We start from the raw sequence: 25,653 nt of genomic DNA, 5'->3' as shown, positions 1-25,653 counted from the left end.
CATGAGCATCAACAGCCGCATCGGTACCGCCAACGCCTATTCGGCCGCCGTCAACAACCTGTCGGACCGCCAGCAGAGCCTGGTCACGCTCCAGCAGAACATGACCTCGGGCAAGCGCATCAACCGCACCAGTGACGACCCCACGTCCGCCGCCCAGGCCGAGCGCGCCAACACCCGCATCGCCCGCATCGCCGCCGACCAGCGCCTGCTGGCCTCGCAGCGCGACACGATCGCCACCGCCGAATCCACGCTCGGCAGCACCATCGACGCGATGCAGAGCTTCCGCGAGCTGGTGGTGAGCGCCGGCAGCGGCACGCTCACCCCCACCGACCGCGGCTACATCGCCCAGCAGCTCACCAGCCTGCGCGACGAAATCTTCGCCAACTCCAACAAGACCGACAGCAACGGCACCCCGCTGTTCAGCGGCCTGGGCAGCGCCGCCACGCCGTTCACCAACACCCAGCAGGTCACCTTCGAAGGCCTCTCCGGCCAGCGCGTGGGCGGCAGCACCACCGTCTCGCCCACGCTCGACGGCCAGGCCGCCTTCATGAACGTGCCCACCGGCAACGGCACCTTCACGGTAGCCACCGGCAGCGCCAACACCGGCAACGCCTCGGTCGACGCCGGCACCGTGAAGAGCCCGAGCGCGCTTACCGGCCACAACTACACCATCGCCTTCGCGGTGGACGCCACCTCCGGCGCCAAGACCTATACCGTCACCGACACCACCGCCGGCACCACCGCGGCCAGCGGCACCTACAAGGACGGCGGCGCCATCGCCTTCGACGGCATGAGCATGACGCTCAAGGGCGCGCCCGCGGCCGGCGACACCGTGGTCATCGCGCCGAGCACCCGCAGCGACCTGTTCAGCACGCTCGACAAGGCCATCGCCGACATCAAGAACGCCACCACCAGCAGCGGCGCCCTGCCCACGCAGATCGCCCAGGCACTCACCCAGATCGACTCCGGCATGACGCGCCTGCAGTCCGCGCGCAGCCTGGCCGGCGACATCCTGAACCAGGCCGACCGCATCAAGGACAGCCAGGGCACCCGCAGCGACCAGCTCACCGCCGAGAAATCCGCCGCCGAAGACCTCGATATGATCAAGGCGGTTTCCGATTTCACCAGCCAGCAGACCGGCTACCAGGCCGCCCTCAGCTCCTACGCGCAGATCCAGAAGCTGTCGCTGTTCACCTACATCAGCTGACGGCCGACAGCCGTCGCATGCGCCGGGCCGGCGGAAACCTCCAAGCAACCCCACCGGTGGCGCACACCGCATCTGGCGCATGACGGCTTCTGTCCTCGACTGCATTTCGCTCTCCTACCAGCCCCTCTGGGGCAAGGCGCGTTCGCTCACCGGCCTGGCGCTTTTCGTGCAGCCGCTGGCCGAGCCGCCGGTGCCCGGCCCCATCGACGCGCGTGCGCTGCTCGAAACCATCGGCGAGACCCTGCCGGCCGACGGCCCGCCGCTTTTCGTGGTGCCGCAGTCCAAAGCCTTGCTGCTCGACACCCTGGCCGCCGTGGAACCGCCGCCTGCGCCCGGCGCGCCCGGCCCGCGCTTCGCCACCCGGGGTGCGGCCACGCCCACCGTCGTCGTGCCCTCCTTCCTGCTGCAGGACGACTCCCTGGTCGCCACCGGCGTGCGCCTGGGCCGCGACCGCGGGCTCAAGCTCGTCTGGCAGGGCAGCGCCGACGCGCCGCCCGCCGACGACATCCGCGACGGTTTCCACCGCTACTGGCTCGACCTGCCGCCGCCCTGGGCCGCCGCCGCCCTGAAGGACGCCACCCGCAAGGCCGCAGTCGGCCAGCAGATCGGCCCCGGCCGCCTGCCGCCCGGCCACATCTACGGCGGCATCGAGAGCCGGGTGCTCATGGAATATTGCCTCGACCGCTGCAAGGCCCTGGCCCTGGCCGGCTGGCCCGGCGAGGACGTGGTCTACAGCCTGCGCCACCAGGCGATGCAGCCCTCGCACGCGGTCGTCATGGCCACGCTCAAGGCCGTGGAAAGCGACCGGTCGGCCGAGACGGTGGAGCGCATCCTCAGCGAAGACCCGCTGCTGGTGTATCGCTTCCTGGTCTATGCCAACTCGCCCGCGCTGGGCCTGCGCAACCCGATCGAATCGGTGCGCCACGGCATGATGATGCTGGGCATCGAGACCATCCGCACCTGGCTCGGCCAGCAGGTGCCCTACGCCAGCCGCGAGCCCGCGCTGCGCCCGGTCAACGCGCAGCTGGTGCTGCGCGCGCGCCTCATGGACCGCCTGCTCGACGCCGGCATCGAGGAAGCCCTGCGCCGCGAAGTCTCGCTTTGCGGCCTGTTCTCCGGCCTCGACCTGCTGCTCAACGAACCACTCGGCGTGCTGCTGCCGCGACTGCGCCTGTCGCGCCGCGTGCAGGACGCCACCATCATGCGCACCGGCCCCTACGGCCCGAGCCTGGAAGTGGCGCTGGCGCTGGAATCGTCCGACCCGTCCGGGGTGCAGGCGCTCTGCGCCGCGCACGAAATGGAACCCGGCCGCGTCAACCGGGCCTTGCTCGACGTGCTGAGCGAGGTCGATCCCGACGGACCGACCATCTGAGGCCGGTCGGCCTTGTTCGACCATCTACAACAGTGTTGGCCGATCTTGATGGATTATTCCAGGCCGATAAACCGATATCGTCCGTTCATCCGCCGAGTTTTCGGCATGAACCAGGAACCGACATGACCGCTGCCACCACCACATCCCCCACCGACACCCGCGTCGCCATCGTCACCGGCGCCTCACGCGGCATCGGTGCAGCCATCGCCACGCGCCTGGCCGCCGACGGCTTCGCGGTCGTCGTCAACTACGCCGGCAACGCCGACGCGGCCCGCGACGTGGTGCGGCAGATCGAATCGGCCGGCGGCCGGGCGCTGGCGGTGCGGGCCGATGTCGCCGACGCCGCCGCCGTCGCCGCCCTGTTCGCGGCAGCGACCGACGCCTTCGGCGGCGTCGACGTGCTGGTCAACAACGCCGGCGTGATGCAGCTCGCCACCCTGGCCGACACCGACGACGACGCCTTCGACCGCATGGTCGCGATCAACCTCAAGGGCAGCTTCAACACCTTGCGCCAGGCCGCGCGCTCCCTGCGCGACGGCGGCCGCATCGTCAACCTGTCGACCACCGTGCTCGCGCTGCTGCAACCCACCTACGGCGTCTACGCCGCCACCAAGGCCGGCGTCGAGGCGCTCACCAGCATCCTCGCCAAGGAAATGCGCGGCCGCCACATCACGGTCAACGCCGTCGCGCCCGGCCCCACCGCCACCGACCTGTTCCTGACCGGCAAGTCGCCCGAACTCGTCGAGCGCCTGTCGCAGGCCGCGCCGCTGCAGCGCCTGGGCCAGCCCGACGACATCGCCTCGGTGGTCTCCTTCCTGGCCGGCCCGGACGCCGCCTGGGTCAATGGCCAGACCTTGCGCGCCAATGGCGGCATTGCCTGAAGATCGACGCGCTTTCTCTGGCCCCATGCGCATCCACGAGCTCCAGCACCGACTGACCGAAGCAGGCGCCGGCCCCGGCCACGCCCGCCGGGTGCTGCGCGCCTGGACCCACGCCCTGCCGCGCGACGCCGGCCGGCGCAAGCCCGCCACCTACTTTCCGGCGTCGCTGATGGCCGCGTTGCCCGGCATCGAGGCCGAACTCGCCGGCCTGGCGCGCATCCACGCGGTGCACCCGGGCGCCGATGGCTCCGAGCGCCTGCTGGTCGCCCTGGCCGACGGCCAGACGATAGAGAGCGTGCTGTTGCCGCGCGGCGGCTTGTGCGTGTCTTCGCAGGTCGGCTGCGCGGTCGGCTGCCGTTTCTGCATGACCGGCCGCGACGGCCTGCTGCGCCAGGTCGGCAGCGCCGAAATCGTCGCCCAGGTCGCCTTGGCGCGGCAGCGGCGAGCGGTGCGCAAGGTGGTCTTCATGGGCATGGGCGAGCCCGCCCACAACCTCGACAACGTGATCGAGGCGATCGAACTGCTCGGCACCGTCGGCGACATCGGGCACAAGAGCCTGGTGTTTTCCACCGTCGGCGACCTGCGTGCCTTCGACCGGCTGGCGCACGCCGCCGTGAAGCCCGCGCTGGCCCTGTCGCTGCATACCACCCGCGCCGAGCTGCGCCGGCAATTGCTGCCGCGCGCGCCGGATCTGTCACCCGAGGCGCTGGTCGATGCGGCCGAACGGTATGCCCGGGCCAGCGGCTATCCGGTGCAGTACCAGTGGGCGCTGCTCGACGGCGTGAACGACGGCGACGACGAGATCGAGGGCCTGGTGCGGCTGCTCGCCGGCAAGTACGGCGTGCTCAATTTGATTCCCTTCAATCCGGTCGACGGCGCCGGCTACCGGCGGCCGCCGCGGGAGCGTTGCGAGCGCATGGCGCAGACGCTCAACGCGCGCGGCATCCTGACCAAGCTGCGTTGGTCGGCGGGGCAGGACGTGGACGGCGGCTGCGGGCAGCTGCGGGCGCGGGCGCTCGAGGACGGTGCGGTCATCGACTTCCGGCCGCGCGGAAGCTAGCGCTCGACCTGGCCCGGGTCAGCGCGGCAGCACCGGCATCTGCTGCGGCGTGTTGGGCGGCAACGGGGTCTGGGCCACGTTCATGATCGCCGCCAGGGTGGCGTAGTAGCCGTCGAGGCCGACGAGGTCGATCACGCCACGGTCGCCGAATTTCTGTTGCACCCGCTGGTAGGTGGCGTCGCTCACGCTGCGGTTGCGGTGCAGTTCGGTAATGAAGTCGTAGACGATTTCTTCGTCGACTTCCATGTTGGCGGGGCGGCGGCCTTCTGCCACGGCCTTGGCGGTTTCTGCTTTGAGGCCGGCTTTCAGGGCCAGGCGTTCGTGGGCGAACCATTCGTACTGGTTGCTCCAGTGGCGGGCGGTCATCAGGATGACGAACTCGCTCAGGCGCGGCTCCAGGGCGCTTTCGTAGCGCAGGTAGGCGCCGGCGCGCTGGATTCTGTTGAGGAGCTCCGGGCTTCGCAGGAGCGGGACCCAGGGGCCGGCTCCGACGGTTCTGGGCGCTGCGCCTGCGGGGGCGCCTTGGGAGAGGGCGGCTACTGCCGCTTTTTGGGCGGCGGTCATGTTGTCCGCCGGGATGGGGGGCATGCGGTCTTCTGCTGCTGTGGCTGCCGTGGCCGCTGCTGCCAGGGTCATGGCCAAGGCTATGGCTTGGGCGATCTTTTGCATGGGGGCTCCTGCGTGAGTCTTGGTCAAAGGGTAACGCAGGAGGGGGTGATTTATTCCTTGGGTTTGCCTTGGGATTTCGGGCTTTTTTGGGCGGTTTGTTGATTTCTTATTGGCGGGAGGTTATTTACTTCTTTACTTGCCAGGGGTCGAGCTTGGGGCTTTTTGCTAATTCTGAGTTGGTCTCTTGTTTTCGATTTCTTCTCTCTGCCGAGGGTGGAGCTGGGGGCTTGCGCGCCCCCAGACCCGCGGTAACTTTCTTTTCTGGCAAAAAAGAAAGTCACCAAAGAAAGTTGCCTTGAAGACGAGCTCGAGGCTCGGTCGGGCCATCGCTTCGCTCGGCCTGGGGAATGTGCCTTCGAACGCTCTAGCGGCAACAGTTTGGACAAGGGTTGATCCAGTGCCTGGGCCCCTGCTTCGCAGGGTCAAGGCTGAGAGGGTAAGAACAGTTGGCCGCACTGAGCACGGTGAGGGAGCCGCGCGCTGATTCGATCGCCGCGCGCGCTGCGCACCATGGTTCGGGTCACGTCGTAATGGCCGCCCGTTCATGCGCTGTTTCGGGTCGATGTTCGAGTGCCACGTTCAGCATTCCGCCAGGACACTTCGCATGGCGCTACACGCTCCGCCAGTGCGGTCGCCTGTCCTTACCCTCTCAGCCCCGACCCTGCGAAGCAGGGGCCATGGCGTTGGATCAACCCTTGTCCAAACTGTTGCCGCTAGAGCGTTCGAAGGCACATTCCCCAGGCCGAGCGAAGCAATGGCCCGACCGAGCTTCGAGCTCGTCTTCAAGGGTTTTTCTTTGGTGACTTTCTTTTGTCCCAACAAAAGAAAGTTACCGCGGGTCTGGGGGCGCGCAAGCCCCCAGCTCCACCCTCGGCAGAGAGAAGAAGTAAATCAGGAAACCCGAGCAATAACCTTGATCTCGAACTGAAACCCATAAAGCCAGGTAACCCCCACACAGGTAATGTTGGGAAACGGCGCCTCCCCCCAATACTCAGGCAGCACCTTCCAGATCCGCTCAAACTGAGCCTCCGGATCGACAATAAAAACCGTCACATCCACGACATCATCAAACCCAACTCCCGCAGCCCCCAAAACTCCATTCAAATTCTCAAAAGCCAACCGAACCTGGGCTTCGAGTTCAGGCTCAGGAGACCCATCCTCCCGACTCCCCACCTGCCCCGAGACAAATAAGAAACCCCAGACCGCACAGCCGGCGAATACCGATTCCGCTCATACAAAGCCTGCCGCCCCACAGGAAAAACAACGTCACGCTGGTTCATAAAAAAACTCCTTGATCAGTGCGCAGAAGCACGAGCCACCCACTCTAGGCAGCGGCAGCCGCCCGATAAACAGCCAACCCCCACCAGCACCATTCATAGAATCCAAACAATCACGAAGCCCCAAGACCAACCCCACGAATGGACCGTTTCGACGCCATGCAAGCCTTCGCCCGCGTCGCCGAGGCAGGCAGCTTCACCAAAGCAGCCGAGACGCTTCACATGAGCCGCGCCACGGTCACCCAGCTGATCCAGCAGCTCGAAGCCCGCCTGCGCGTACGCCTGCTCAACCGCACCACCCGCCGCGTCGCCCTACCGAAGACGGGGCCGCCTACTACGAGCGCGTGGTCCGCGTCCTGGCCGAGGTGGACGACGCCGAAACCGGCCTGTCCGTCGCCACCACCGCCCCCCGCGGCCGGCTCCGGGTTGACGTACCCGCCCCCCTGGCACGCATGATCCTGGTCCCCGCCCTGCCCGACTTTCAAACCCGCTACCCCGACATCCAGCTGGACCTCGGCGTCAGCGACCGCACGGTCGACCTCATCGGCGACAACGTCGACTGCGTGGTGCGCGGCGGCACCATCGCCGACCAGTCGCTCATCGCCCGCAAGGTCGCCGACCTGCACCTGGGCGTCATGGCGGCGCCCGCCTACCTGCAGCGCCACGGCACGCCCGACCATCCGGGCGAGCTGGAAAGCGCCCAGCACCGCATCGTCGGCTTCCGCTGGGGCCGCGCCGGCAAGCCCCTGGCCGTCGCGATGCGCCGGGCCGGCGAAAAACAGGAAGAACAGATCACGCTGCAGGGCCGCCCGGCGCTCACGGTCGACGACGGCAACGCCTTTCTCGCCGCCGGCCTCGCCGGCATGGGCGTGCTCTGGCTGCCCGACTACATGTCGGCGCCGCACGTGGCCAGCGGCGAACTGGTGCCGCTGTTCACCGACTGGCGACTCGACCCGATGCCGCTCTACATCGCCTACCCACCCAAACGCCACGTCGCGGTGAAGCTGCGGGTGTTCATCGACTGGATCGCCGAACTGCTGGCGCGCCAGACAGCAGCACCATGACGCCAGCACCCGACATCGCCCTGCCCTATCTCGCCGGCTACGCGCCCGAGCTGCTCGACCAGGTGCGCCGCCTCATCACCGAGGGCCGCCTGGCCCGCACCGTGGCAGCGCGCCATGCCGAGGCGCACGAGGTGCGCACCGAGCGCGCGCTGCACGACTACGTGCAGGACCTCAAGGCCCGCTACATGAAGAGCGCCCCACCGCTGGCCAAGGTCGTCTACGACCCGCGCCTGCACATCGTGCGCAACGCCCTGGGCACGCACACCACGGTGGCGCGGGTGCAGGGCGGCAAGCTCAAGTCCAAGCGCGAGATCCGCATCGCCGCCTTGTTCCGCGAGGCGCCGGCCGACTTCCTGCGGATGATCGTGGTGCACGAACTGGCGCACCTCAAGGAGCGCGAGCACGATCGCGCCTTCTACGCACTCTGCCGCCACATGGAGCCCGACTACCACCAGCTCGAATTCGACCTGCGGCTCTGGCTCACCGCGCGCGAACTGGCACCCGCCGACGAAGCCTGACGCCCGCAGCGTCAGTCGGGCGCGCGTTCCGGCGCGATGGGCACCACCGGCGTGATGACCGCGGCGGGCGCGACCGCCGCGGCAGGCTTCACGCGCTCGGCCGCCAGCGTGCGCTGCTCCTGCTCGAAGGCATGGAGGTAGCGAAACATCAGGCTGAAGAAACGGTCGTACATGCTCTCGGTGGGAATCGTGGCGCTCGCCACCTTCACCATCGAATCGCTGATCGAGCTGATCGGCATCGAGACCGAGCCCAGCGCGCTCAGGCCGAGGCTGGCGGAGTTGTTGGTCTTCTTCAGCGCGAAGGTGTCCTGCAGCGCGGTGGCGAAAGCGGTGCTGGTGCCGTCGCCATTGGGTGTGCAGACCACGTGGAATTCCACCTCCACGTGCTGCTCGGTGTTCTGCTGGAAGTTCTTGCGGGCGATGACATCGGTGCGGCTCGACGAACCGTTCACCACATAACCCTGGCTCAGCAACGCCCGCTGGGCCGCCGCGCAGGCCCGCTCGGCCGGCGCCGACACCTCGCGCGAGAAGGTGCCCACGTTGTCGAAACCCTCGTGTTCGTAAACGAAGGGCTTGGCCGGCCCGATGACCGAACAAGCGGCCAGGCCGATGAGGCAGCAGCTGCCGACGAGGACGCGGAGAGTGTTGGTCATGAGCGGCGTGATTCTAGGGAGCCGCACCCACGCGCTGTTTCTCCACTGCGCAAGGCGCTTGTAAAGCGGCGGGCAACGGCGCCGGCCGCCCCGGCGACTTGGCACGCGCTTTGCAAGGCATCTTGTACACATGTTCGTATTCCTCAAACTGGTGCCCGCCGCATGTCGACCGTCATGACCGCTTCGCAAAACCACCGAGACACCGCCACCGCCCAAGCCTCCGCTGCCTGGATCTCCCGCTTCGACGCGCCCTTGCCCGGGGCGGCGACCGGCGCGCTGGCCGGCCTGCGCTTCGCGGCCAAGGACAACATCGCCGTGGCCGGCGTGCCCACCACCGCCGCCTGCCCGGCCTTCGCCTTCACCCCGACGGTGCACGCCACCTCGGTGCAGCGGGCGCTCGACGCGGGCGCCACCCTGCTCGGCAAGACCAACCTCGACCAGTTCGCCTGCGGCCTCAACGGCACCCGCTCGCCCTACGGCGCGGTGCCCAACGCCTTCGACGCGCGCTACGTCAGCGGCGGCTCCAGCTCCGGCTCGGCCTACGTGGTGGCCACCGGCCAGGTCGACTTCTCTTTCGGCACCGACACCGCCGGCTCCGGCCGGGTGCCCGCCGGGCTCAACAACATCGTCGGCCTCAAGCCCTCCAAGGGCCTGATCGGCGCCGGCGGCGTGGTGCCGGCCGCGCAGAGCCAGGATTGCGTGTCGATCTTCGCCACCACCGTGGCCACCGCCGTGCGGGTGCTCGAAGCGGTGATGGCGCCGGACGCGAGCGACCCGTATTCGCGCCGCCTGGCCATGGCCCGTGAGCCGCTGCCGGCCACCTTCCGGTTCGGCGTGCCGTCGGTGCTCGAATTCCATGGCGACATCCAGGCCGAGGCCGCGTTCGCGGAAGCCACCGCGCGGTTGATGACGCTGGGCGGCACCGCCGTGCCGATCGACTACGCGCCATTGGCCGAGGCCGCCGGCCTGCTCTACGACAGCGCCCTGGTCGCCGAACGCTACGCCGCGGTGCGCGACTTCTTCGACGCTTCGCCCGACGAGGTGATCGAGCCGGTACGCGGCATCCTCGCGGCCGGCACGCGATATTCGGCGGCCGACGTGTTCCAGGCCCAGCACCGGCTGCAGGCCCTGGGCGCGCAGGCCGAGCGCATGTGGGAAGGCATCGACATCCTCTGCGTGCCGACCGCGCCCGGCCACTGCACCATCGAGGCGATGCGCGCCGATCCGGTGCAGCGCAACCGCGAGCTGGGGCACTACACCAACTTCGTCAACCTGCTCGACTACGCGGCGCTGTCGGTGCCCGCCAGCATCCGCCCCGACGGACTGCCCTTCGGCATCACCCTGATCGGCCGGGCCGGCGCCGACTGGCAGCTCGCCGACCTGGGCCAGCGCTTCCACCACGCCACCGGCCTGGCGCAGGGCGCCACCGGCCGGCCGCTGCCGCCGCCGGTGCCGATCGCCGCGCTGCAGCCCGGCCCGGCCACGCATCTCGCCCTGGCCGTCGTCGGCGCGCATCTTTCGGGCCTGCCGCTCAACGGCCAGCTCACCGAGCGCGGCGCACGCCTGGCAGAAGCCACGCAGACCGCGCCGCGCTATCGGCTCTACGCGCTGCCCAACACCGTGCCGCCCAAACCCGGCCTGGGTCGCGTGGCCGAGGGCGACACCCACGGCGTGGCGATCGCCGTCGAGGTCTGGCAGGTGCCGCTGGCGCAGGTCGGCAGCTTCCTCGCCCTGGTGCCCGCGCCCCTGGGCCTGGGCAGCGTCGAGCTGGCCGACGGCCGCTGGGTGCACGGCTTCATCTGCGAAGGCCATGCCTTGGGTGGCGCGGCCGATGTGTCCGAACACGGCGGCTGGCGCGCTTTCATCGCCTCCCGCCAGCCGGCTGCCGCGCGCTGAGCACGGTTTTTGCCCTCTCTCTTTCAGTTCCCTTGTCTCAGGAGCCTTTCATGCAGAAATCTTCCACCCAACGCCGCCGCGTGTTGCAGATCGGTGCCAGCGCGCTGGGCGCGCTCGCCGCCCCGGCCATCGTGCGGGCGCAGTCCGCGCCCAAGATCCGCATCGGCTTCTGGCCGGTCGCCGCCGGCCTGCCGTTCTTCGCCGCGGTGGACAAGGGCTACTTCAAGGAAGCCGGCCTGGACGTGGAACCGCTCAAGTTCGCCGGCGCCCAGCAGGTGATGGAAGCCATGCTCTCCGGCCGCTCCGACGGCAGCGCCAACGGCACCGGCTCGGCCAACCTGGCCATCGGCGAAATCGCGCAGCCCGGCTTGTTCAAGATCTTCTGCACCAACCCGAGCAACGCCAAATTCGTGCTCGACGAGTTCATCACCGCCAAGGACAGCCCGTTCAAGACGGTCGCCGACCTCAAGGGCAAGAAGGTCGCCTCCGGCCCCGGCATCCAGAACGTGACGCTGTGCAAGACCATGCTGGAGCGCGCCGGCGCCACCGGCGCCTCGGTGAGCGAGCTGCCCATCGGCCAGCATGTGGCCGCACTCGCCGCCGGCCAGGTGGACGCCTGCTACACGCTCGAGCCGACCGGCACCGTCGGCCGGCTCAACGGCACCACGCGCGTCATCGAGGCAGGCGTCGTCGCCAAGTACATCCTGGGCGACCCGATGGCGCCGTGGCATGGTGGCGCGGCCAGCCTCACCACCGAATTCATCAAGAAAAACCCCGAGGCCGCCAAGAAGTTCATCGCCGCCTATGCCAAGGGCGTGGAACTGGTGCGCAGCAAGCCCGAGGAAGCCCGCCAGTACATGAAGGGCTACACCGCCATCGAAGGCGCGCTCACCGGCGAGGTGCCGCTGGCTTCCTACATGCTCTACAACGAGTTCAAGCCGAGCGACCTGGCGTACTTCCAGAAGTTCTACGACCTGTTCACCGAGAAAGGCATCTTCGACAAGAAGGTGGTGGTGGACGGTCTCATCTACAAAGGCTGACCACCATGGCCGACGCCGCCACCACCAAGCCGGCCACCCCCTGGGCCCCGCCGGCCGCCAATGCCAACGCCACCGCCGTGCTGCCGCGCCGCCCCCTGTGGGACCGGCTGCTGCCCTTCATCGGCCCGGTCGTGCTGTTCATCCTCTGGGACCTGGTGGTGCGGCTCGGCTTCATCAAGCCGATCCTGCTGCCGGCGCCGGCCGACACCGTGGTCGCGCTGGTCACCGGCCTGGCCGGCGGGCCGCTGCTCACCGACTTCGCGGTGACCGTGTGGCGCACGGTGCAGGCCTTTCTCATCGCCGCGATCGTCGGCGTGCCGCTGGGCGTGCTGCTGGGCAGCAACGAGCGGGTGTATCGCAGCGTGGAGTTCCTGGTGGACTTCTTCCGCTCCACGCCTTCATCGGCGCTGATCCCGCTGTTCCTGCTGATCTTCGGTGTGTCGGACATCAACAAGATCGCCATCGCCGCCTTCGGCGCCTTCCTGATCGTGATCTTCAACAGCGCCTACGGCGTCATCAACGCCCGCAAGCAGCGGGTGATGGCGGCGCGGGTAATGGGCGCCACGCGCTGGCAGGTGTTCAAGGACGTGCTGATCTGGGAAAGCCTGCAGCCGAGCTTCGTCGGCCTGCGCTCGGCGGTGTCGATGGCGCTGGTGATCGTCATCGTGGCCGAGATGTTCATCGGCTCGGACGCCGGCCTGGGCCACCGCATCATCGACGCGCAGCAGGTGCTCAACGTGAAGAGCATGTACGCGGCGATCCTGTCGGCGGGGGCGCTGGGGTATGCGCTCAACATCCTGTTCCTGGTCGCCGAAAGAAAAATTGTCCACTGGAGCGGTAGGTGATGGCGCCCCCCCAGGCTTGCTCGCTTCGCGTAGCCGCCTACCCCCTCGCCGGGGGCACAGCCAGCGGCCCGGCAAAGCCGGCTCCGCGGCTGCCCCGGGCGGCGGCGGCCTGCGGCCTGCCTCTCCAGTTTCGTTATCTCTTGAGAAAGGGTTCGTCATGAGCACCGTCATCAACGGACCGGTCTACGCCGACGTCCCCAAACCACGCTTCAACCCCGGCCCGGGCGGCACCCACATCACCATCCGGGGGTTGACCAAATACTTCGCCGGCTGGCCGCTGTACGAGAACTTCGACCTCGACATTCCCAAGCACAAGATCGTGTCGGTGTTCGGCCCCAACGGCTGCGGCAAATCGACGTTGATCAACATGATCGCCGGGCTGATTCCCATCGACAGCGGCGAGATCCTGTTCGACGGCAAGTCGCTCAAGGACACCAAGATCGGCTACGTGTTCCAGAACTACCGCGAGGCGATGTTCCCGTGGATGCGCACCATCGACAACATCGCCTATCCGCTCAAGCTCGAGGGCCGCAGCAAGGCGGAAGTGGACCGGCGCATGGCCGAGCTGGTCGCCTCGTTCGACGTGAAGTTCGACCTCAACCGCTTTCCCTACGAGCTCTCCGGCGGCCAGCAGCAGACCGCCTCGATCATGCGGGCGCTGGCGCCCAACCCGGAGGTGCTGTTTCTCGACGAGCCCTTCTCCGCGCTCGACTTCGAGATGACGCTGTTCATCCGCGAGAAGCTGCAGGAGGTCTTCATGCAGACCGGCACCACCATGCTGCTGGTCTCGCACGACCTCGAAGAAGCCGTCTACCTGGCCGACGAGGTGCTGCTGCTGACCAAGCGCCCGACCCGCGTGGCCGATGTGCTGCGCTACGACGACCCGCGCCCGCGCACGGTCGACACGCTGAGCCAGCCGAGCTTCATCGCCACCAAGAAGCTGAGCCTGGAGATCTTCCAGCGCGAGGTGCGCCGATGAGCAAGCCCACCGCCGTTGCCATCGAACGCCATGTCGACGCCACCGCCGAACTGCTCGGCCTGCCGATCGCGCCCGCACACCGGCCCGGCGTGCTCGGCTTCTTCGCCCTCGCGGCTGCCATGGCCGAGATCGTCGAGGCCGTGCCGCTGACGCCGCACGACGAATCCCCCTTGCGCTTCGAACCGGTCTCGCCCCGGCTGTCACGCCTATGAACCACGCCGACGAACTCCTGCTCGGCGACGCCTCCGGCATGGCCGCGGCCGTGCGCGCCGGCCAATGCACCGCCACGGCCCTGGTCGAGGCCAGCCTGGCGCGCATCGCCGCCACCGACGACCGGGTGAACGCCTTCACCGCGCTGGTGCAGGACCGCGCCCTGGCCCGCGCCTGGACGATCGACCGCGCCGGCTCGCCCGCCAAGGGCCAGCCGCTGGCGGGCATGCCCTTCGCGGTCAAGAACCTGTTCGACATCGAGGGCGTGGTCACGCTGGCCGGCTCCAGGATCGAGCGCGGCGCCGAGCCGGCTTCGGCCGACGCCCTGCTGGTGGAGCGACTGGAAGCCGCCGGCGCAGTGCTGGTCGGCGCGCTCAACATGGACGAGTACGCCTACGGTTTCACGACCGAGAACAGCCACGAAGGCCCGTGCCGCAATCCGCACGACCTGGAGCGCATCGCCGGCGGATCCTCCGGTGGCTCGGCCGCCGCCGTCGCCGCCGGCCAGGTGCCGCTGACGCTCGGCTCGGACACCAACGGCTCGATCCGCGTGCCTTCGTCGCTGTGCGGCGTGTTCGGCCTCAAGCCCACCTTCGGCCGGCTGCCGCGCACCCGCACCTACCCCTTTGTCTCCAGCCTCGACCACCTCGGCCCCTTCGCCCGTTCGGCGCAGGACCTGGCCCTGGCCTACGACGCGATGCAGGGCTTCGACGCCGGCGACCCCGGCTGCGCCCGCCGCGCGCCGCAGCCGGTGGGCAGCCTGGCCAACGCGGGCATCGCGGGCTTGCGCATCGGCGTGCTCGGCGGCTGGTTCCATGAGAAGGCCGACACCGATGCCCGCACCGCCGTCGCCCGCGTGGCCTATGCGCTGGGTGCCGGCATGTCGATCGACCTGCCGATGGTGGAAGCCGGCCGCGCCGCCGCCTTCCTGGTGACCAATGCCGAAGGCGCCGCCCTGCACCTGGCCGACCTGCGCGCCCGCGCGCAGGATTTCGAGCCCCTCTCGCGTGACCGCTTCCTGGCCGGCGCGCTGCTGCCCGCCGCCTGGATCGCCCGCGCCCAGCGGGTGCGCCAGAAGTACGCCGAAGCGGTGGCCGAACTCTTCGAGCGCTACGACGTGCTGCTGGCGCCATCGACGCCCTGCGCCGCCACCACCATCGGCCAGGAGACCTTCGAGATCGGCGGCCAGACCCTGCCGGTGCGGCCCAACATGGGTCTGCTGACCCAGCCCATCTCGTGCATCGGACTGCCGGTGTGCGCGGTGCCGGTCTGGGGCGTGAACGCCCGCCTGCCGATCGGTGTGCAGGTCATCGCCGCGCCCTGGCGCGAGGACCTGGTGCTGCGCGTGGCCGCCCACCTGGAACAGGCCGGCGTGGTGCGCGCACCGGTCGCGCCGCTCGCCTGATCGCCCGCCGAAAAAGGAGCCCACCATGGAACACGCCATCAACCTGCCCGAGGTCGTCGCCGACGTCTCGGCCGCCTTCTACCGTTACGAAGACGCGCTGGTGAACAACAAGGTCGACGTGCTCGACGAGCTGTTCTGGGACAGCCTGCACACGCTGCGCTACGGCGCCACCGAAAACCTCTACGGCTACGAACAGATCCAGGCCTTCCGGGCCTCGCGGCCGTCGAAGGGACTGGCGCGCGAGCTGCTGCGGGTGGTCATCACCACCTACGGCCAGGACTTCGCCACCGCCAACTGCGAGTTCCAGCGCGTAGGCACCAGCGCCACCGGCCGCCAGAGCCAGACGTGGATGCGCACCGCACAAGGCTGGCGCGTGGTGTCGGCCCATGTGAGCCCGCTGGGCTGAAGCCACGCACCGGAGCGGGGATCAGCGCAGCGCGACCCGCCCCCGATCGAGGCGAAAACGCCCGCGGCCACTCCGTTCGGGCACGGCACGCGTCTTGCATCTCATCATGTATCCAAGTTTGCACACCTGAGTTTCTGCCTATATCCGTCTCGTCTTCGTCCATCACTTTTTCAAATCCGGAGAGCTTCCATGTCGACTTCCCTTGACCGCCGTGCTTCCCTCAAGACCCTGGCCGCGTTGGGCGCGGCCGGCACCCTCGGTGGATGGAGTTCGCTGGCGCAGGCGCAGAAGCCGCTGACCGTCGGCGTGATCTATGTCGGTCCGCGCGACGACTACGGCTACAACCAGTCGCACGCCATGGCCGCCGCCGAGCTCAAGAAGATGCCCGGCGTGAAGGTGGTGGAAGAGGAGAACGTGCCCGAGACCTCGGCCGTCCAGAAGACGATGACCGGCATGATCGCCCAGGACGGCGCCAGCCTGCTGTTCCCCACCTCCTACGGTTATTTCGACCCGCACGTGCTGGCCCTGGCACCCAAGCAGCCCGACGTGCGCTTCTCGCACTGCGGCGGCCTGTGGAGCGAAGGCAAGCCCAAGAACGTGGGCAGCTTCTTCGGCTACATCGACGAATGCCAGTACCTCAACGGCGTGGTGGCGGGCCACATGACCAAGAGCAAGAAGATCGCCTTCATCGCCGCCAAGCCGATCCCGCAGGTGCTGCGCAACATCAACGCCTTCACGCTCGGCGCGCGCTCGGTCGATCCGTCCATCACCTGCAGCGTGATCTTCACCGGTGACTGGTCGATGGCCGTCAAGGAAGCCGAGGCCACCAACAGCCTGGCCGACCAGGGCTGCGACGTGTTCACCATGCACGTCGACGGCCCCAAGGTGGTGGTGGAGACCGCCGTGAAGCGCGGCAAGATGGTCTGCGGCTACCACGCCAGCCAGGCCAAGCTGGCGCCCACCGCCTACCTCACCGGCGCCGAGTGGAACTGGATCACCGCCTACAAGACCATCCTGGATGCGGCGCAGACCGGCAAGCCGCATCCCAACTTCCTGCGCGGCGGGTTGAAGGAGGGCTACGTGAAGATGTCCGCCTACGGCCCTTCGGTGAGCGACGCGGCCAAGAAGAAGGCCGACGACACCAAGGCGAAGATGATCGCCGGCAGCTTCGACATCTTCAAAGGGCCGATCAAGGACAACAAGGGCAAGGAGGTGCTGGCCTCAGGCAAGGTCCAGAAGCAGACCGACCTGGAACTGGAAAAAATGAACTACCTCGTCGAAGGCGTTCAAGGCAGTTTCTGACCCTCCGGCCCTTCGCGGCCATCTTGCGATGCCGCTGTCCTGACAACCTGGAGCGCCCATGCACAACGCGGTCAAACAGATAGCCCTGCCGGTGCTCGCCATCCTGGCGGCGCTGCTGCTGTTCGGTGTGTTCGTCTGGTTCGCCGGGGTGAGTCCGGTCGACGTGTGGCTGATACTGTTCAAGGGCGCCTTCGGTGACTGGTTCTCCTGGCAGAACACGCTGCAGCGGGCAGCGCCGCTGATGCTCACCGCGCTGTGCGTGGCGATTCCCGCGCGCGCCGGGCTGGTGATCATCGGCGGCGAAGGCGCACTGGTGCTCGGCGGGCTGGCCTGCGCGGCGCTGCCGATGCTGTTGCCGCTGCCGGCCAACGTGGCCGGCACGGCGCTGGCGTGCCTGGCGGGCGCCGTCGTCGGCGGGCTGTGGATCATGCTGGCGGGCTGGCTGCGGCAGGCACGCGGCATCAACGAGACCATCGCCAGCCTGCTGCTGGCCTATGTGGCGATCGGCATCTTCAAGCACCTGGTCGAGGGCGCGCTGCGCGATCCGGGCAGTCTCAACAAACCCTCCACGCCGACGCTGGCCGACGGCCTGCTGATCGGCGGCATCGGCGGCTCCGACGTGCACTGGGGCCTGGTGCTCGGGGCGCTCGCCTGCGTGGCGCTGGGCGTGTGGCTGCGCTTTACCGCCTCGGGCTTCTCGGTGCGGGTGGTGGGCGGCAATCCGCGCACGGCGCAACTGGTCGGCCTGCCGGTGACGCGGCTGGTGCTGGCGGCCTGCGCGCTCGGCGGCGCCTGCGCGGGGCTGGCCGGCGCGGTCGAGGTGGCGGCGGTGCAGACCAGCGCCAACGCCTCGCTGATCTCGGGTTACGGCTATGCCGGCATCCTGGTGGCTTTCATCGCGCGGCAGAACCCGGTGGCCATCGTGCCGGTGGCCATTCTGTTCGGCGGCTTCGGCGCGGCGGGCAGCCTGCTGCAGCGCCGCCTGGGCCTGCCGGATGCCTCGGTGCTGGTGCTGCAGGGCATCGCCTTCGTGCTGATCCTGGCGAGCGAGGCCTTGCGCCACGTCGACTGGGCCACGCTCTTCGCGCGGATGCGCCGGGCATCCAGGACCGCCACCGCTGCCAATACCACCGCCGCCCCCATCGTGGAGAAGACCTCATGACAGCCGACCAGTGGATCGCCCTTTTCGCGGCCATCGTGGGCGGCGCCCTGCGGGTGGGCGCGCCCTTTCTCTTCGTCAGCCTCGGCGAATGCCTCACCGAGAAATCCGGCCGCATCAACCTCGGGCTCGAAGGCGTGCTGGTGCTCTCGGCCATGGCTTCGTTCGGCGGCGCCTACCTCACCGATTCGGTCTGGGCGGGCGTGGCGATCGGCGCTGCGGCCGGCGGCCTGCTGGCGCTGCTGCACGGCGTGCTGTGTTCGCTGCGCGGCGTGAACGACGTCGCCACCGGCATCGCGCTGATGCTGCTGGGCACCGGCCTGGCCTTCTACCTGGGCAAGCCGCTGATCCAGCCGCAGGCGCCGCAGCTGCCCGCGCTGCCGCTGGGCGACTGGAGCGACAACGCCGTGGTGCGCTCGGCCCTGCAGGTGAACGTGCTGGTGCCGATCGGCATGGCGCTGGCGGTACTCATGCACTGGGCCTTCGCGGCTACCCGCGCCGGGTTGCTGGTGCGGCTGGCCGGTGATTCGGCCAACGCAACACGCGCACTCGGCTATTCGGTGCCGGGCATCCGCATCGCCGCCACCGCCCTCGGCGGCTGCATCGCGGGGCTCGGCGGCGCCGGCCTCACGCTGTTCTATCCGGGCAGCTGGAATGAAGGCATCTCCAGCGGCCAGGGGCTGATCGCGGTGGCGCTGGTGATCTTCGCGCGATGGAGTCCGCTGCGCTGCGTGGGCGCGGCCTTGCTGTTCGGCGGCGCCGGGGCGATCGGGCCGGCGCTGCAGTCGATCGGCGTCGGCTGGGGCTATCACCTGTTCGGCACCGTCCCCTACGTGCTCACCCTGGTCATCCTCGTCATCACCTGCCGGCCCGGCAGCGTGACGCCGGGCACGCCCGGCGAGCTGTCTTCCACACGCTGAAGGATTTTGAACATGAGCGGTCTGGGTGGTCTCAACAAGTCGGCCCACGGGGTGGTGATCGGCCTGGCGCAACTGCAATTGCCCACGGTGCGCAACCGCGCCGAACTGGCGGCGCAGACGCAGCGCATCGTGGCCATGGTGGGCAAGGCGCGCCGCAACATGGCCACCATGGACCTGGTGGTGTTTCCCGAATACGCGCTGCACGGACTGTCGATGGACACCTCGCCCGAGATCATGTGTTCGCTCGACGGCCCCGAGGTGGCCGCGTTCAAGCAGGCCTGCGTGGACCACCGCATCTGGGGTTGCTTCTCCCTCATGGAAGCCAACCCCGGCGGCAACCCCTACAACAGCGGCATCGTCATCGACGACACCGGCGAGATCCGCCTCTACTACCGCAAGATGCATCCCTGGGTGCCGGTGGAGCCGTGGGAGCCGGGCAACCTGGGCGTGCCGGTCTGCGACGGCCCTAACGGCAGCCGGCTCGCGCTCATCATCTGCCACGACGGCATGCTGCCGGAGATGGCGCGCGAGGCCGCCTACAAGGGCGCGGAGATCATCCTGCGCACCGCCGGCTACACCGCGCCGATCCGCCACGCCTGGAAGATCACCAACCAGGCCAACGCCTTCTGCAACCTGGCCTATACCGCCAGCGTCTGCATGTGCGGCAGCGACGGCGACTTCGACTCCATGGGCGAAGGCATGTTCTGCAGCTTCGACGGCACGGTGCTGGTACAGGGCGGCGGCCGCGTCGACGAGATCATCACCTGCGAGCTGCGGCCCGACCTGGTGCGCGAGGCGCGCACCGGCTGGGGCGTGGAGAACAACATCTACCAGCTCTACCACCGCGGCTACGTGGCGGTGAAGGGCGGCGCCCAGGACTTCCCCTACACCTACATGCAGGACATGGCCGCCGGCACCTACCGCCTGCCCTGGAGCGATCAGGTGCAGGTGGTCGACGGCACTTCCTGCGGCTTCGCGGCGCCCACGCGCGACTACGGCGGCGCGGGCAGCCATCCCCTGGTCGAACCTTCGAAGAAGGAGCAGCAGCCATGACCGCGTCCATCACCGCCGCCGCCACGCGCCACGTCGCGGCCCACCCCTACGCCTGGCCCTACGACGGCGACCTGCGCCCGGACAACACCGCGCTGATCGTGATCGACATGCAGACCGACTTCTGCGGCAAGGGCGGCTATGTCGACGTGATGGGTTACGACCTCTCGCTGACCCAGGCGCCGATCCAGCCCATCGCCCGCACCCTGGCCGCGCTGCGCCCGCTGGGCTTTGCCATCCTGCACACGCGCGAAGGCCACCGCCCGGACCTGTCGGACCTGCCGGCCAACAAGCGCTGGCGTTCGCGGCAGATCGGCGCGGGCGGCGTGGGCATCGGCGACGACGGCCCCTGCGGCCGCATCCTGGTGCGCGGCGAGCCGGGCTGGGAGATCATTCCCGAGCTCGCGCCCCTGCCCGGCGAAACCGTTATCGACAAGCCCGGCAAGGGCAGCTTCTACGCCACCGACCTCGAACTCATCCTGCGCAGCCGGGGCATCCGCAACCTGATCCTGGCGGGCATCACCACCGACGTCTGCGTGCACACCACCATGCGCGACGCCAACGACCGTGGTTTCGAATGCCTGCTGCTGTCGGACTGCACCGCCGCCACCGATCCGGCCAACCACCAGGCCGCGCTGAACATGGTGACCATGCAGGGCGGCGTCTTCGGCGCGCACGCCACCTCCGAGGCGCTGATCGCCGCCGTGGGAGCCCCGGCATGATCGCCCCGCTCGACCCCGTGCCGCGCCCCACCGGCGCCCTCGCGCTCGACACCTATGAGCTGACCAAACGCTTCGGCGCCTTCACCGCCATGGACCGCGTCACCATGCGTGTCGAGCCCGGCACGGTGCACGCCCTGCTCGGCGAGAACGGCGCGGGCAAGAGCACGCTGGTGAAGTGCGTCGCCGGCTTCCAGCGCGCAGAAGAAGGCAGCATCCTCATCGACGGCCGCGAGCAGGACATCGCCAACCCGGTGGTGGCGCGCGCGCTCGGCATCGGCATGGTCTACCAGCACTTCACCCTGGCGCCCGGCATGACCGTGGCCGAGAACCTGCTGCTGGCCGGCGGCAAGACGCCGGCGCTGATCGACTGGAAAGCCCAGCGCGCCGAACTGGAAACCTTTCTCTCGACCACGCCCTTCGCGCTGGACCTCGACAAGAAGCCCTCCGAACTGGCCGCCGGTGAAAAACAGAAGCTCGAACTGCTCAAGCAGCTCTACCTGAAGCCGCGCCTGCTGATCCTCGACGAGCCGACCTCGGTGCTTACCCCGCAGGAGGCCGACGAGGTGCTCGGCCATGTGCGCGAGTTCGCCCGCAGCGGCCAGTGCACCGTGCTGATCATCACGCACAAGTTCCGCGAGGTGACCGCCTATGCCGACAACGTCACCGTGCTGCGGCGCGGCCGCGCGGTGCACCACTGCGCGGTCGCCGACACCGACCCCGCCCGCCTGGCCCGCGCCATGATGGGCGAGGGCTCCGCGCCGCCACCGCTCGAGGAAGAGCGCGGCGACGAACATGCGGCGCAGCGCAGGCCCGCCGACCCCGAAGCCCCCATCGCCCTGCAGGTACGCGGCCTGCAGGCGCTCGGCGACCGGGGCACGCTGGCCGTGCAGGACCTCGGCCTGCACGTGCGCACCGGCGAGATCCTCGGCGTGGCCGGCGTCTCGGGCAACGGGCAGCGCGAGCTGGTCGAAGCCCTGGTCGGCCAGCGGGCGCGGCTCGGCGGCGAAGTCACCGTGCTCGGCCGCGCCTACCGCGGCCAGCGCGCCGAGAACCGCCAGCTCAAGGTGCGCAGCCTGCCCGAAGAGCCGCTGCGCAACGCCTGCGTGGGTGAGCTGAGCGTGGCCGAGAACATGGCGCTGCGCGACTTCGACCGGCCACCGCTGTCCAAGGGCGGCTGGCTCGACGCCGGCGCCTGGCGCCAGCGCGCACGCGAATGGATCGCCGAATACGGCGTGAAGACCCGCGGCGAGAACGCGCCCATCGCCAGCCTCTCCGGCGGCAACGTGCAGCGCGCGGTGCTGGCCCGTGAACTGGCCGGCGACATCAACGTGCTGATCGCCGCCAACCCGGTCTTCGGGCTCGACTTCGCGGCCGTCGCCGAGATCCACTCGCGCCTCCTCGGGGTGCGCGAACGCGGTGGTGCGGTGCTGCTGATCAGCGAAGACCTGGACGAACTGCTGGAGCTCGCCGACCGCATCGTGGTGATGAGCGAAGGCCGCATCGTCTACGAGACCGCCGCTTCCGACGCCGAACGCGCGGTGCTCGGCGCCTACATGGGCGGCGACCACCACGCCCCCGCCACCCCCGAGGAGGTTTCCGCATGATGAGCGACCCCAACACCATCACCGTGGCGAACGCCCTGCCCTTCGCCTACCGCTTCGATATTCGGACGGCCGCGCTGGTCATCATCGACATGCAGCGCGACTTCATCGAGCCCGGCGGTTTCGGCGAAACGCTCGGCAACGACGTGTCGCTGCTCGAAGCCATCGTGCCCGCCTGCGCCTCGGTGCTGGCCGCCTGGCGCGCCGCATCCGGCCTGGTGGTGCATACCCGCGAGGCGCATGCGGCCGACCTGTCGGACTGCCCGCCCGCCAAGCGCAACCGGGGCGCGCCCAGCCTGCGCATCGGCGACCTCGGACCGATGGGCCGGATCCTCGTCGCCGGCGAGCCGGGCAACCAGATCATCGACGCGCTGTCGCCGGTGCCGGGTGAATGGGTCATCGACAAACCCGGCAAGGGCGCCTTCTACGCCACCGGCCTGCACGAGCGGCTGCAGGCGGCGGGCATCACGCACCTGCTGTTCATGGGCGTCACCACCGAGGTCTGCGTGCAGACCAGCATGCGCGAGGCCAACGACCGGGGTTACGACTGCCTGTTGCTGGAGGACTGCACCGAGAGCTATTTCCCGCAGTTCAAAGCCGCGGCGGTGGAGATGATGCAGGCGCAGGGCGCCATCGTCGGCTGGACCGCCCCCAGCTCCGCGCTGCTGGCGGTGCTCGCCACCGGGGCATCCGCATTGCCTGTGCTGGCAGGCGGGTGAAGGCGAGCCGCTAACATCCGACGGTGTCCTCCATTCCTGCGACCCTGCCCTCCAAGGCCGATCCGGCGGCGTTTCGTTCGCGCGCCGAAGACGCCTACACGCTGATCAAGCGCGACATCGCCGAATTTCGTTTGCTGCCGGGCGACCGGTTCACCGAGGGCGAGGTCAGCGAGCGCCTGGGCGTGTCGCGCACGCCGGTGCGGCAGGCGCTGTTTCGTTTGCAGCAGGAGGGGTTCGTCGAGGTGTTGTTCCGGGCGGGCTGGCGGGTGCTGCCGTTCGACTTCGACGAGTTCGAGCAGTTGTACGAGCTGCGGCTGGTGCTGGAGAGCACGGCGGTCACCCGACTGTGCGAGGACGCCCCCCGGGTCGACGCGGCCCGGCTGGAGGCCTTGAGCGCCATCTGGCTGGTGCCGCCTGCGCAGCGCAGTACCGACAACGCGCAGGTATCGGCCTGGGACGAGGAGTTTCATTGCGAGCTGGTCGCGGCATCGGGCAACGGGCCGATGACGCGGGTGCATCGGGACATCACGGATCGGATCCGGATCATCCGGCGACTGGACTTCACGCAGCAGCCGCGCATCACCGCCACCTACGACGAGCATGCGCAGATCCTGAATGCCATTCTGGCCAAGCGGGGGAAGCAGGCCAATCTGCTGTTGCGCACGCATATCGAGACGAGTCAGGCGGAGGTGCGCAAGATCACCTTGCATCAGGTTTTTTTGGCTCGGCAGAGTGGGGGTCGGACGTGATGTTTTCTTTGCGGTGGGTGCGAGTGGGGGCGCTGGTGTTGGCGGTTTGGGGGGTGGTCGGGTGTACGACCACCGGGTCTTCTGCTTCGCGTGATTCGTCTTCGACGGGGGGAGCGGGGCGGGTTGAGGTGTTTGGCGATATCGATTTGGGGGTTGGGCGGGTTTCTCGCTGAAGGCTTGGGGTGCTCTTGCTGAACGGGCTGGTCTGTTTTGGTTTTCTTCTACTGAACGTAGGGTGGAGCTGGGGACTTGCGCGCCCCCAGACCCGCGGTAACTTTCTTTCCGCGGAAAGAAAGTCACCAAAGAAACGCTAAGACGAGCTCGAGGCTCGGTCGGGCCATCGCTTCGCTCGGCCTGGGGAATGTGCCTTCGAACGCTCTAGCGGCAACAGTTTGGACAAGGGTCGATCCAGTGCCTCTGCCCCTGCTTCGCAGGGTCGGGGCTGAGAGGGTAAGGACAGGCGACCGCACTGAGCACGGTGAGGGGGCCGCGCTGATTCGATCGCCACGCGCACGGCGCATGTGGTCCAGGTCACGCCGTGATGGCCCGCCCGTTCGTGCTCTCCTGCGGGTCGATGTTCGAGTGCCACGCTCAGCATTCCAGCAGGGCACTTCGCATGCCACCTGCGCGCTCCACCAGTGCGGTCGCCTGTTCTTATCCTCTCAGCCTCGACCCTGCGAAGCAGGGGCCATGGCGCTGGATCGACCCTTGTCCAAACTGTTGCCGTTAGAGCGTTCGAAGGCACATTCCCCAGGCCGAGCGAAGCAATGGCCCGACCGAGCCTCGAGCTCGTCTTCAAGGGTTTTTCTTTGGTGACTTTCTTTTGTCCCAACAAAAGAAAGTTACCGCGGGTCTGGGGGCGCGCAAGCCCCCAGCTCCGCCCTCTGCCAAGAGAAGAAACAGGAAAAAAGCACCCTGCTCAAAAACAAAGAGCAAGCCCCTCGGCAGAGAGAAACATTCCAAAGAAGCCCATCAGTGCTTCATCCCACTCATCCCATGCTCATGCCCAGCGGCAGCGCCCCCTCCCCCAGGAGCCGAAGCCAAAACCGGCACCTTCACCACCACACTGCTCTTGCGCCCCTCCAGATCGACAAAGTCCAGAGTCAAGGCAACCTCCCGTCCCACAGGCAAAGCATCCTTGAGCTGCGTCAACATCAGGTGATACCCCCCCGGCTTGAGCTCCACCACCTGCCGGGCCGGCAACTCCAGCCCATTGGGCAGCGCCCTCATCCGCATCACATCCCCCTCCATCTTCATCTCGTGAACCTCGGCCACCCCGGCCTCCGCCGCCCTGAGCCCGACCAGCCGCCCGCCCGAAGGCGCCTGCAGCTTCATGAAACCACCCGTCCCGCTCTGACCTTTCACGGCCGTACGTATCCACGCATCCTTGACCTCGACCGGCGCCACCCCGGCCGCCAGCACCTCCAGCCGCGCCGCCGGAAAAACAGCCTTGTCCTGCGCCGACGAAGGCAGCTGCGCCCAGTCGGCGCTGCCCTTGTCACACCCCTGCAGCACCGGGAAGAACAGCGTCCCGGCCCGCGCCGGCAGATTTCCGCGCACGATGAACTCGGCCCGCTCACCCGTCGGCAGCGCGGTCTGCGCGGACTCGGCCTTCCACGACACGGTGCGGCCGGACGTGGTGAGCGTCCAGCCGGTGCGCGGCTGGGCCGAGACGAACTCGAAGCCTTCGGGCAACTGCACCGTGACGGCATTGGTCGCCATGGACCCCTGGCACGCATGGCCGACCCGGAAGGCAGCGTCGTAACGCGTGCCGGCCGTGGCGCCACCGGGCGGCAAGGTGATGTGGGCCTGTGCCGCTGCACCGGCGGCGAGCGAGGCGGTCAGAAAGGCGATGCGGGAGAGAAGAGGAAGTCGGTTCATGGATGTGCTCCGTGGGAGAGGAAGGCGAGAGATATCGGTCCTTGCAAACAAGCGAGGACAAAGCAGCT

At 68.5% G+C, this 25,653-nt stretch carries 23 protein-coding genes and 2 pseudogenes; 21 read left to right on the top strand and 4 right to left on the bottom strand.

What is annotated here, in order from left to right; genetic code table 11:
• Nucleotide 1 precedes the first annotated feature (1 nt).
• The 4 genes from flgL (at nucleotide 2) to R9X41_RS03510 (ending at nucleotide 4,520) form a co-directional block, all read left to right on the top strand.
• Nucleotides 2-1,207 (top strand): flagellar hook-associated protein FlgL, encoded by a 1,206-nt coding sequence (gene flgL, locus R9X41_RS03525; protein ID WP_318633514.1) that lies wholly within the window; start codon nucleotides 2-4, stop codon nucleotides 1,205-1,207.
• 79 nt (nucleotides 1,208-1,286) lie between these two features.
• Nucleotides 1,287-2,579: an HDOD domain-containing protein gene (locus R9X41_RS03520; protein WP_318633513.1), complete on the top strand. Its 1,293-nt coding sequence runs from the start codon at nucleotides 1,287-1,289 to the stop codon at nucleotides 2,577-2,579.
• A gap of 122 nt (nucleotides 2,580-2,701) precedes the next feature.
• A complete protein-coding gene (locus R9X41_RS03515) occupies nucleotides 2,702-3,460 on the top strand; it encodes an SDR family oxidoreductase (RefSeq protein ID WP_318633512.1) in 759 nt (252 codons plus the stop codon).
• A 25-nt stretch (nucleotides 3,461-3,485) separates the two neighbouring features.
• Nucleotides 3,486-4,520, top strand: coding sequence for an RNA methyltransferase (locus tag R9X41_RS03510; protein ID WP_318633511.1), 1,035 nt, complete (start codon nucleotides 3,486-3,488; stop codon nucleotides 4,518-4,520).
• Nucleotides 4,521-4,538: 18 nt separating this feature from the next.
• Here the strand turns inward: R9X41_RS03510 and R9X41_RS03505 are convergent, their stop codons facing one another.
• On the bottom strand, nucleotides 4,539-5,189 hold the full coding sequence (locus R9X41_RS03505; protein WP_318633510.1) for a carboxymuconolactone decarboxylase family protein: 651 nt from the start codon (nucleotides 5,187-5,189) through the stop codon (nucleotides 4,539-4,541).
• Between the two features lie 891 nt (nucleotides 5,190-6,080).
• Nucleotides 6,081-6,469 (bottom strand): annotated as a pseudogene (locus tag R9X41_RS03500) (RidA family protein).
• 138 nt (nucleotides 6,470-6,607) lie between these two features.
• Between R9X41_RS03500 and R9X41_RS03495 the strand changes: the two are divergent.
• A pseudogene (locus tag R9X41_RS03495) lies at nucleotides 6,608-7,530 on the top strand (LysR family transcriptional regulator).
• Nucleotides 7,527-8,048: a M48 family metallopeptidase gene (locus R9X41_RS03490; protein WP_318633509.1), complete on the top strand. Its 522-nt coding sequence runs from the start codon at nucleotides 7,527-7,529 to the stop codon at nucleotides 8,046-8,048. The pseudogene R9X41_RS03495 and the gene R9X41_RS03490 overlap by 4 nt, the downstream one beginning before the upstream one ends.
• 11 nt (nucleotides 8,049-8,059) lie before the next feature.
• Here the strand turns inward: R9X41_RS03490 and R9X41_RS03485 are convergent, their stop codons facing one another.
• Nucleotides 8,060-8,701, bottom strand: coding sequence for a DUF2242 domain-containing protein (locus R9X41_RS03485; protein WP_318633508.1), 642 nt, complete (start codon nucleotides 8,699-8,701; stop codon nucleotides 8,060-8,062).
• A 174-nt stretch (nucleotides 8,702-8,875) separates the two neighbouring features.
• Between R9X41_RS03485 and atzF the strand changes: the two genes are divergently transcribed.
• The 15 genes from atzF to R9X41_RS03410 all read left to right on the top strand — a co-directional run bounded on the left by atzF (nucleotide 8,876) and on the right by R9X41_RS03410 (nucleotide 23,704).
• A complete protein-coding gene (atzF, locus tag R9X41_RS03480) occupies nucleotides 8,876-10,597 on the top strand; it encodes an allophanate hydrolase (RefSeq protein ID WP_318633507.1) in 1,722 nt (573 codons plus the stop codon).
• Nucleotides 10,598-10,647: 50 nt separating this feature from the next.
• Nucleotides 10,648-11,637, top strand: coding sequence for an ABC transporter substrate-binding protein (locus R9X41_RS03475; RefSeq protein ID WP_318633506.1), 990 nt, complete (start codon nucleotides 10,648-10,650; stop codon nucleotides 11,635-11,637).
• Between the two features lie 5 nt (nucleotides 11,638-11,642).
• Nucleotides 11,643-12,482 carry an ABC transporter permease gene (locus R9X41_RS03470; RefSeq protein ID WP_318633505.1) on the top strand — a complete coding sequence of 280 codons (840 nt, stop codon included), beginning with the start codon at nucleotides 11,643-11,645 and terminating at the stop codon, nucleotides 12,480-12,482.
• A 157-nt stretch (nucleotides 12,483-12,639) separates the two neighbouring features.
• Nucleotides 12,640-13,461 carry an ABC transporter ATP-binding protein gene (locus tag R9X41_RS03465; RefSeq protein ID WP_318633504.1) on the top strand — a complete coding sequence of 274 codons (822 nt, stop codon included), beginning with the start codon at nucleotides 12,640-12,642 and terminating at the stop codon, nucleotides 13,459-13,461.
• A complete protein-coding gene (locus tag R9X41_RS03460) occupies nucleotides 13,458-13,673 on the top strand; it encodes a DUF4089 domain-containing protein (RefSeq protein ID WP_318633503.1) in 216 nt (71 codons plus the stop codon). The genes R9X41_RS03465 and R9X41_RS03460 overlap by 4 nt, the downstream gene beginning before the upstream one ends.
• Entirely contained in the window at nucleotides 13,670-15,076 is a 1,407-nt protein-coding gene (locus R9X41_RS03455) for an AtzE family amidohydrolase (RefSeq protein ID WP_318633502.1), read from the top strand. The genes R9X41_RS03460 and R9X41_RS03455 overlap by 4 nt, the downstream gene beginning before the upstream one ends.
• Nucleotides 15,077-15,101: 25 nt before the next feature.
• Nucleotides 15,102-15,482 (top strand): oxalurate catabolism protein HpxZ, encoded by a 381-nt coding sequence (hpxZ, locus tag R9X41_RS03450; protein ID WP_318633501.1) that lies wholly within the window; start codon nucleotides 15,102-15,104, stop codon nucleotides 15,480-15,482.
• A 189-nt stretch (nucleotides 15,483-15,671) separates the two neighbouring features.
• Nucleotides 15,672-16,784, top strand: coding sequence for a BMP family ABC transporter substrate-binding protein (locus tag R9X41_RS03445; RefSeq protein WP_318633500.1), 1,113 nt, complete (start codon nucleotides 15,672-15,674; stop codon nucleotides 16,782-16,784).
• Between the two features lie 58 nt (nucleotides 16,785-16,842).
• Nucleotides 16,843-17,946 carry an ABC transporter permease gene (locus R9X41_RS03440; protein WP_318633499.1) on the top strand — a complete coding sequence of 368 codons (1,104 nt, stop codon included), beginning with the start codon at nucleotides 16,843-16,845 and terminating at the stop codon, nucleotides 17,944-17,946.
• A complete protein-coding gene (locus R9X41_RS03435) occupies nucleotides 17,943-18,863 on the top strand; it encodes an ABC transporter permease (RefSeq protein WP_318633498.1) in 921 nt (306 codons plus the stop codon). Before R9X41_RS03440 ends, R9X41_RS03435 begins: the two co-directional genes overlap by 4 nt.
• Before the next feature lie 12 nt (nucleotides 18,864-18,875).
• On the top strand, nucleotides 18,876-19,916 hold the full coding sequence (locus R9X41_RS03430) for a formamidase (protein WP_318633497.1): 1,041 nt from the start codon (nucleotides 18,876-18,878) through the stop codon (nucleotides 19,914-19,916).
• A complete protein-coding gene (locus R9X41_RS03425; protein WP_318633496.1) occupies nucleotides 19,913-20,635 on the top strand; it encodes a biuret amidohydrolase in 723 nt (240 codons plus the stop codon). Before R9X41_RS03430 ends, R9X41_RS03425 begins: the two co-directional genes overlap by 4 nt.
• The gene (locus tag R9X41_RS03420) at nucleotides 20,632-22,239 is read left to right on the top strand and encodes an ABC transporter ATP-binding protein (RefSeq protein ID WP_318633495.1); all 1,608 of its coding nucleotides are present in this window, start codon (nucleotides 20,632-20,634) and stop codon (nucleotides 22,237-22,239) included. Before R9X41_RS03425 ends, R9X41_RS03420 begins: the two co-directional genes overlap by 4 nt.
• Complete coding sequence (locus tag R9X41_RS03415; protein WP_412556658.1) at nucleotides 22,236-22,955, top strand: cysteine hydrolase family protein; 720 nt, start codon at nucleotides 22,236-22,238, stop codon at nucleotides 22,953-22,955. Before R9X41_RS03420 ends, R9X41_RS03415 begins: the two co-directional genes overlap by 4 nt.
• Before the next feature lie 23 nt (nucleotides 22,956-22,978).
• Nucleotides 22,979-23,704 (top strand): GntR family transcriptional regulator, encoded by a 726-nt coding sequence (locus R9X41_RS03410; RefSeq protein ID WP_318633494.1) that lies wholly within the window; start codon nucleotides 22,979-22,981, stop codon nucleotides 23,702-23,704.
• A gap of 972 nt (nucleotides 23,705-24,676) precedes the next feature.
• Here the strand turns inward: R9X41_RS03410 and R9X41_RS03405 are convergent.
• Nucleotides 24,677-25,585 carry a copper chaperone PCu(A)C domain-containing protein gene (locus R9X41_RS03405; protein ID WP_318633493.1) on the bottom strand — a complete coding sequence of 303 codons (909 nt, stop codon included), beginning with the start codon at nucleotides 25,583-25,585 and terminating at the stop codon, nucleotides 24,677-24,679.
• Nucleotides 25,586-25,653 lie beyond the last annotated feature (68 nt).

Source organism: Xylophilus sp. GOD-11R (assembly GCF_033546935.1).
Taxonomy (GTDB): Bacteria; Pseudomonadota; Gammaproteobacteria; order Burkholderiales; family Burkholderiaceae_C; genus Xylophilus.
This window is presented reverse-complemented; position numbering and strand designations above follow the sequence as displayed.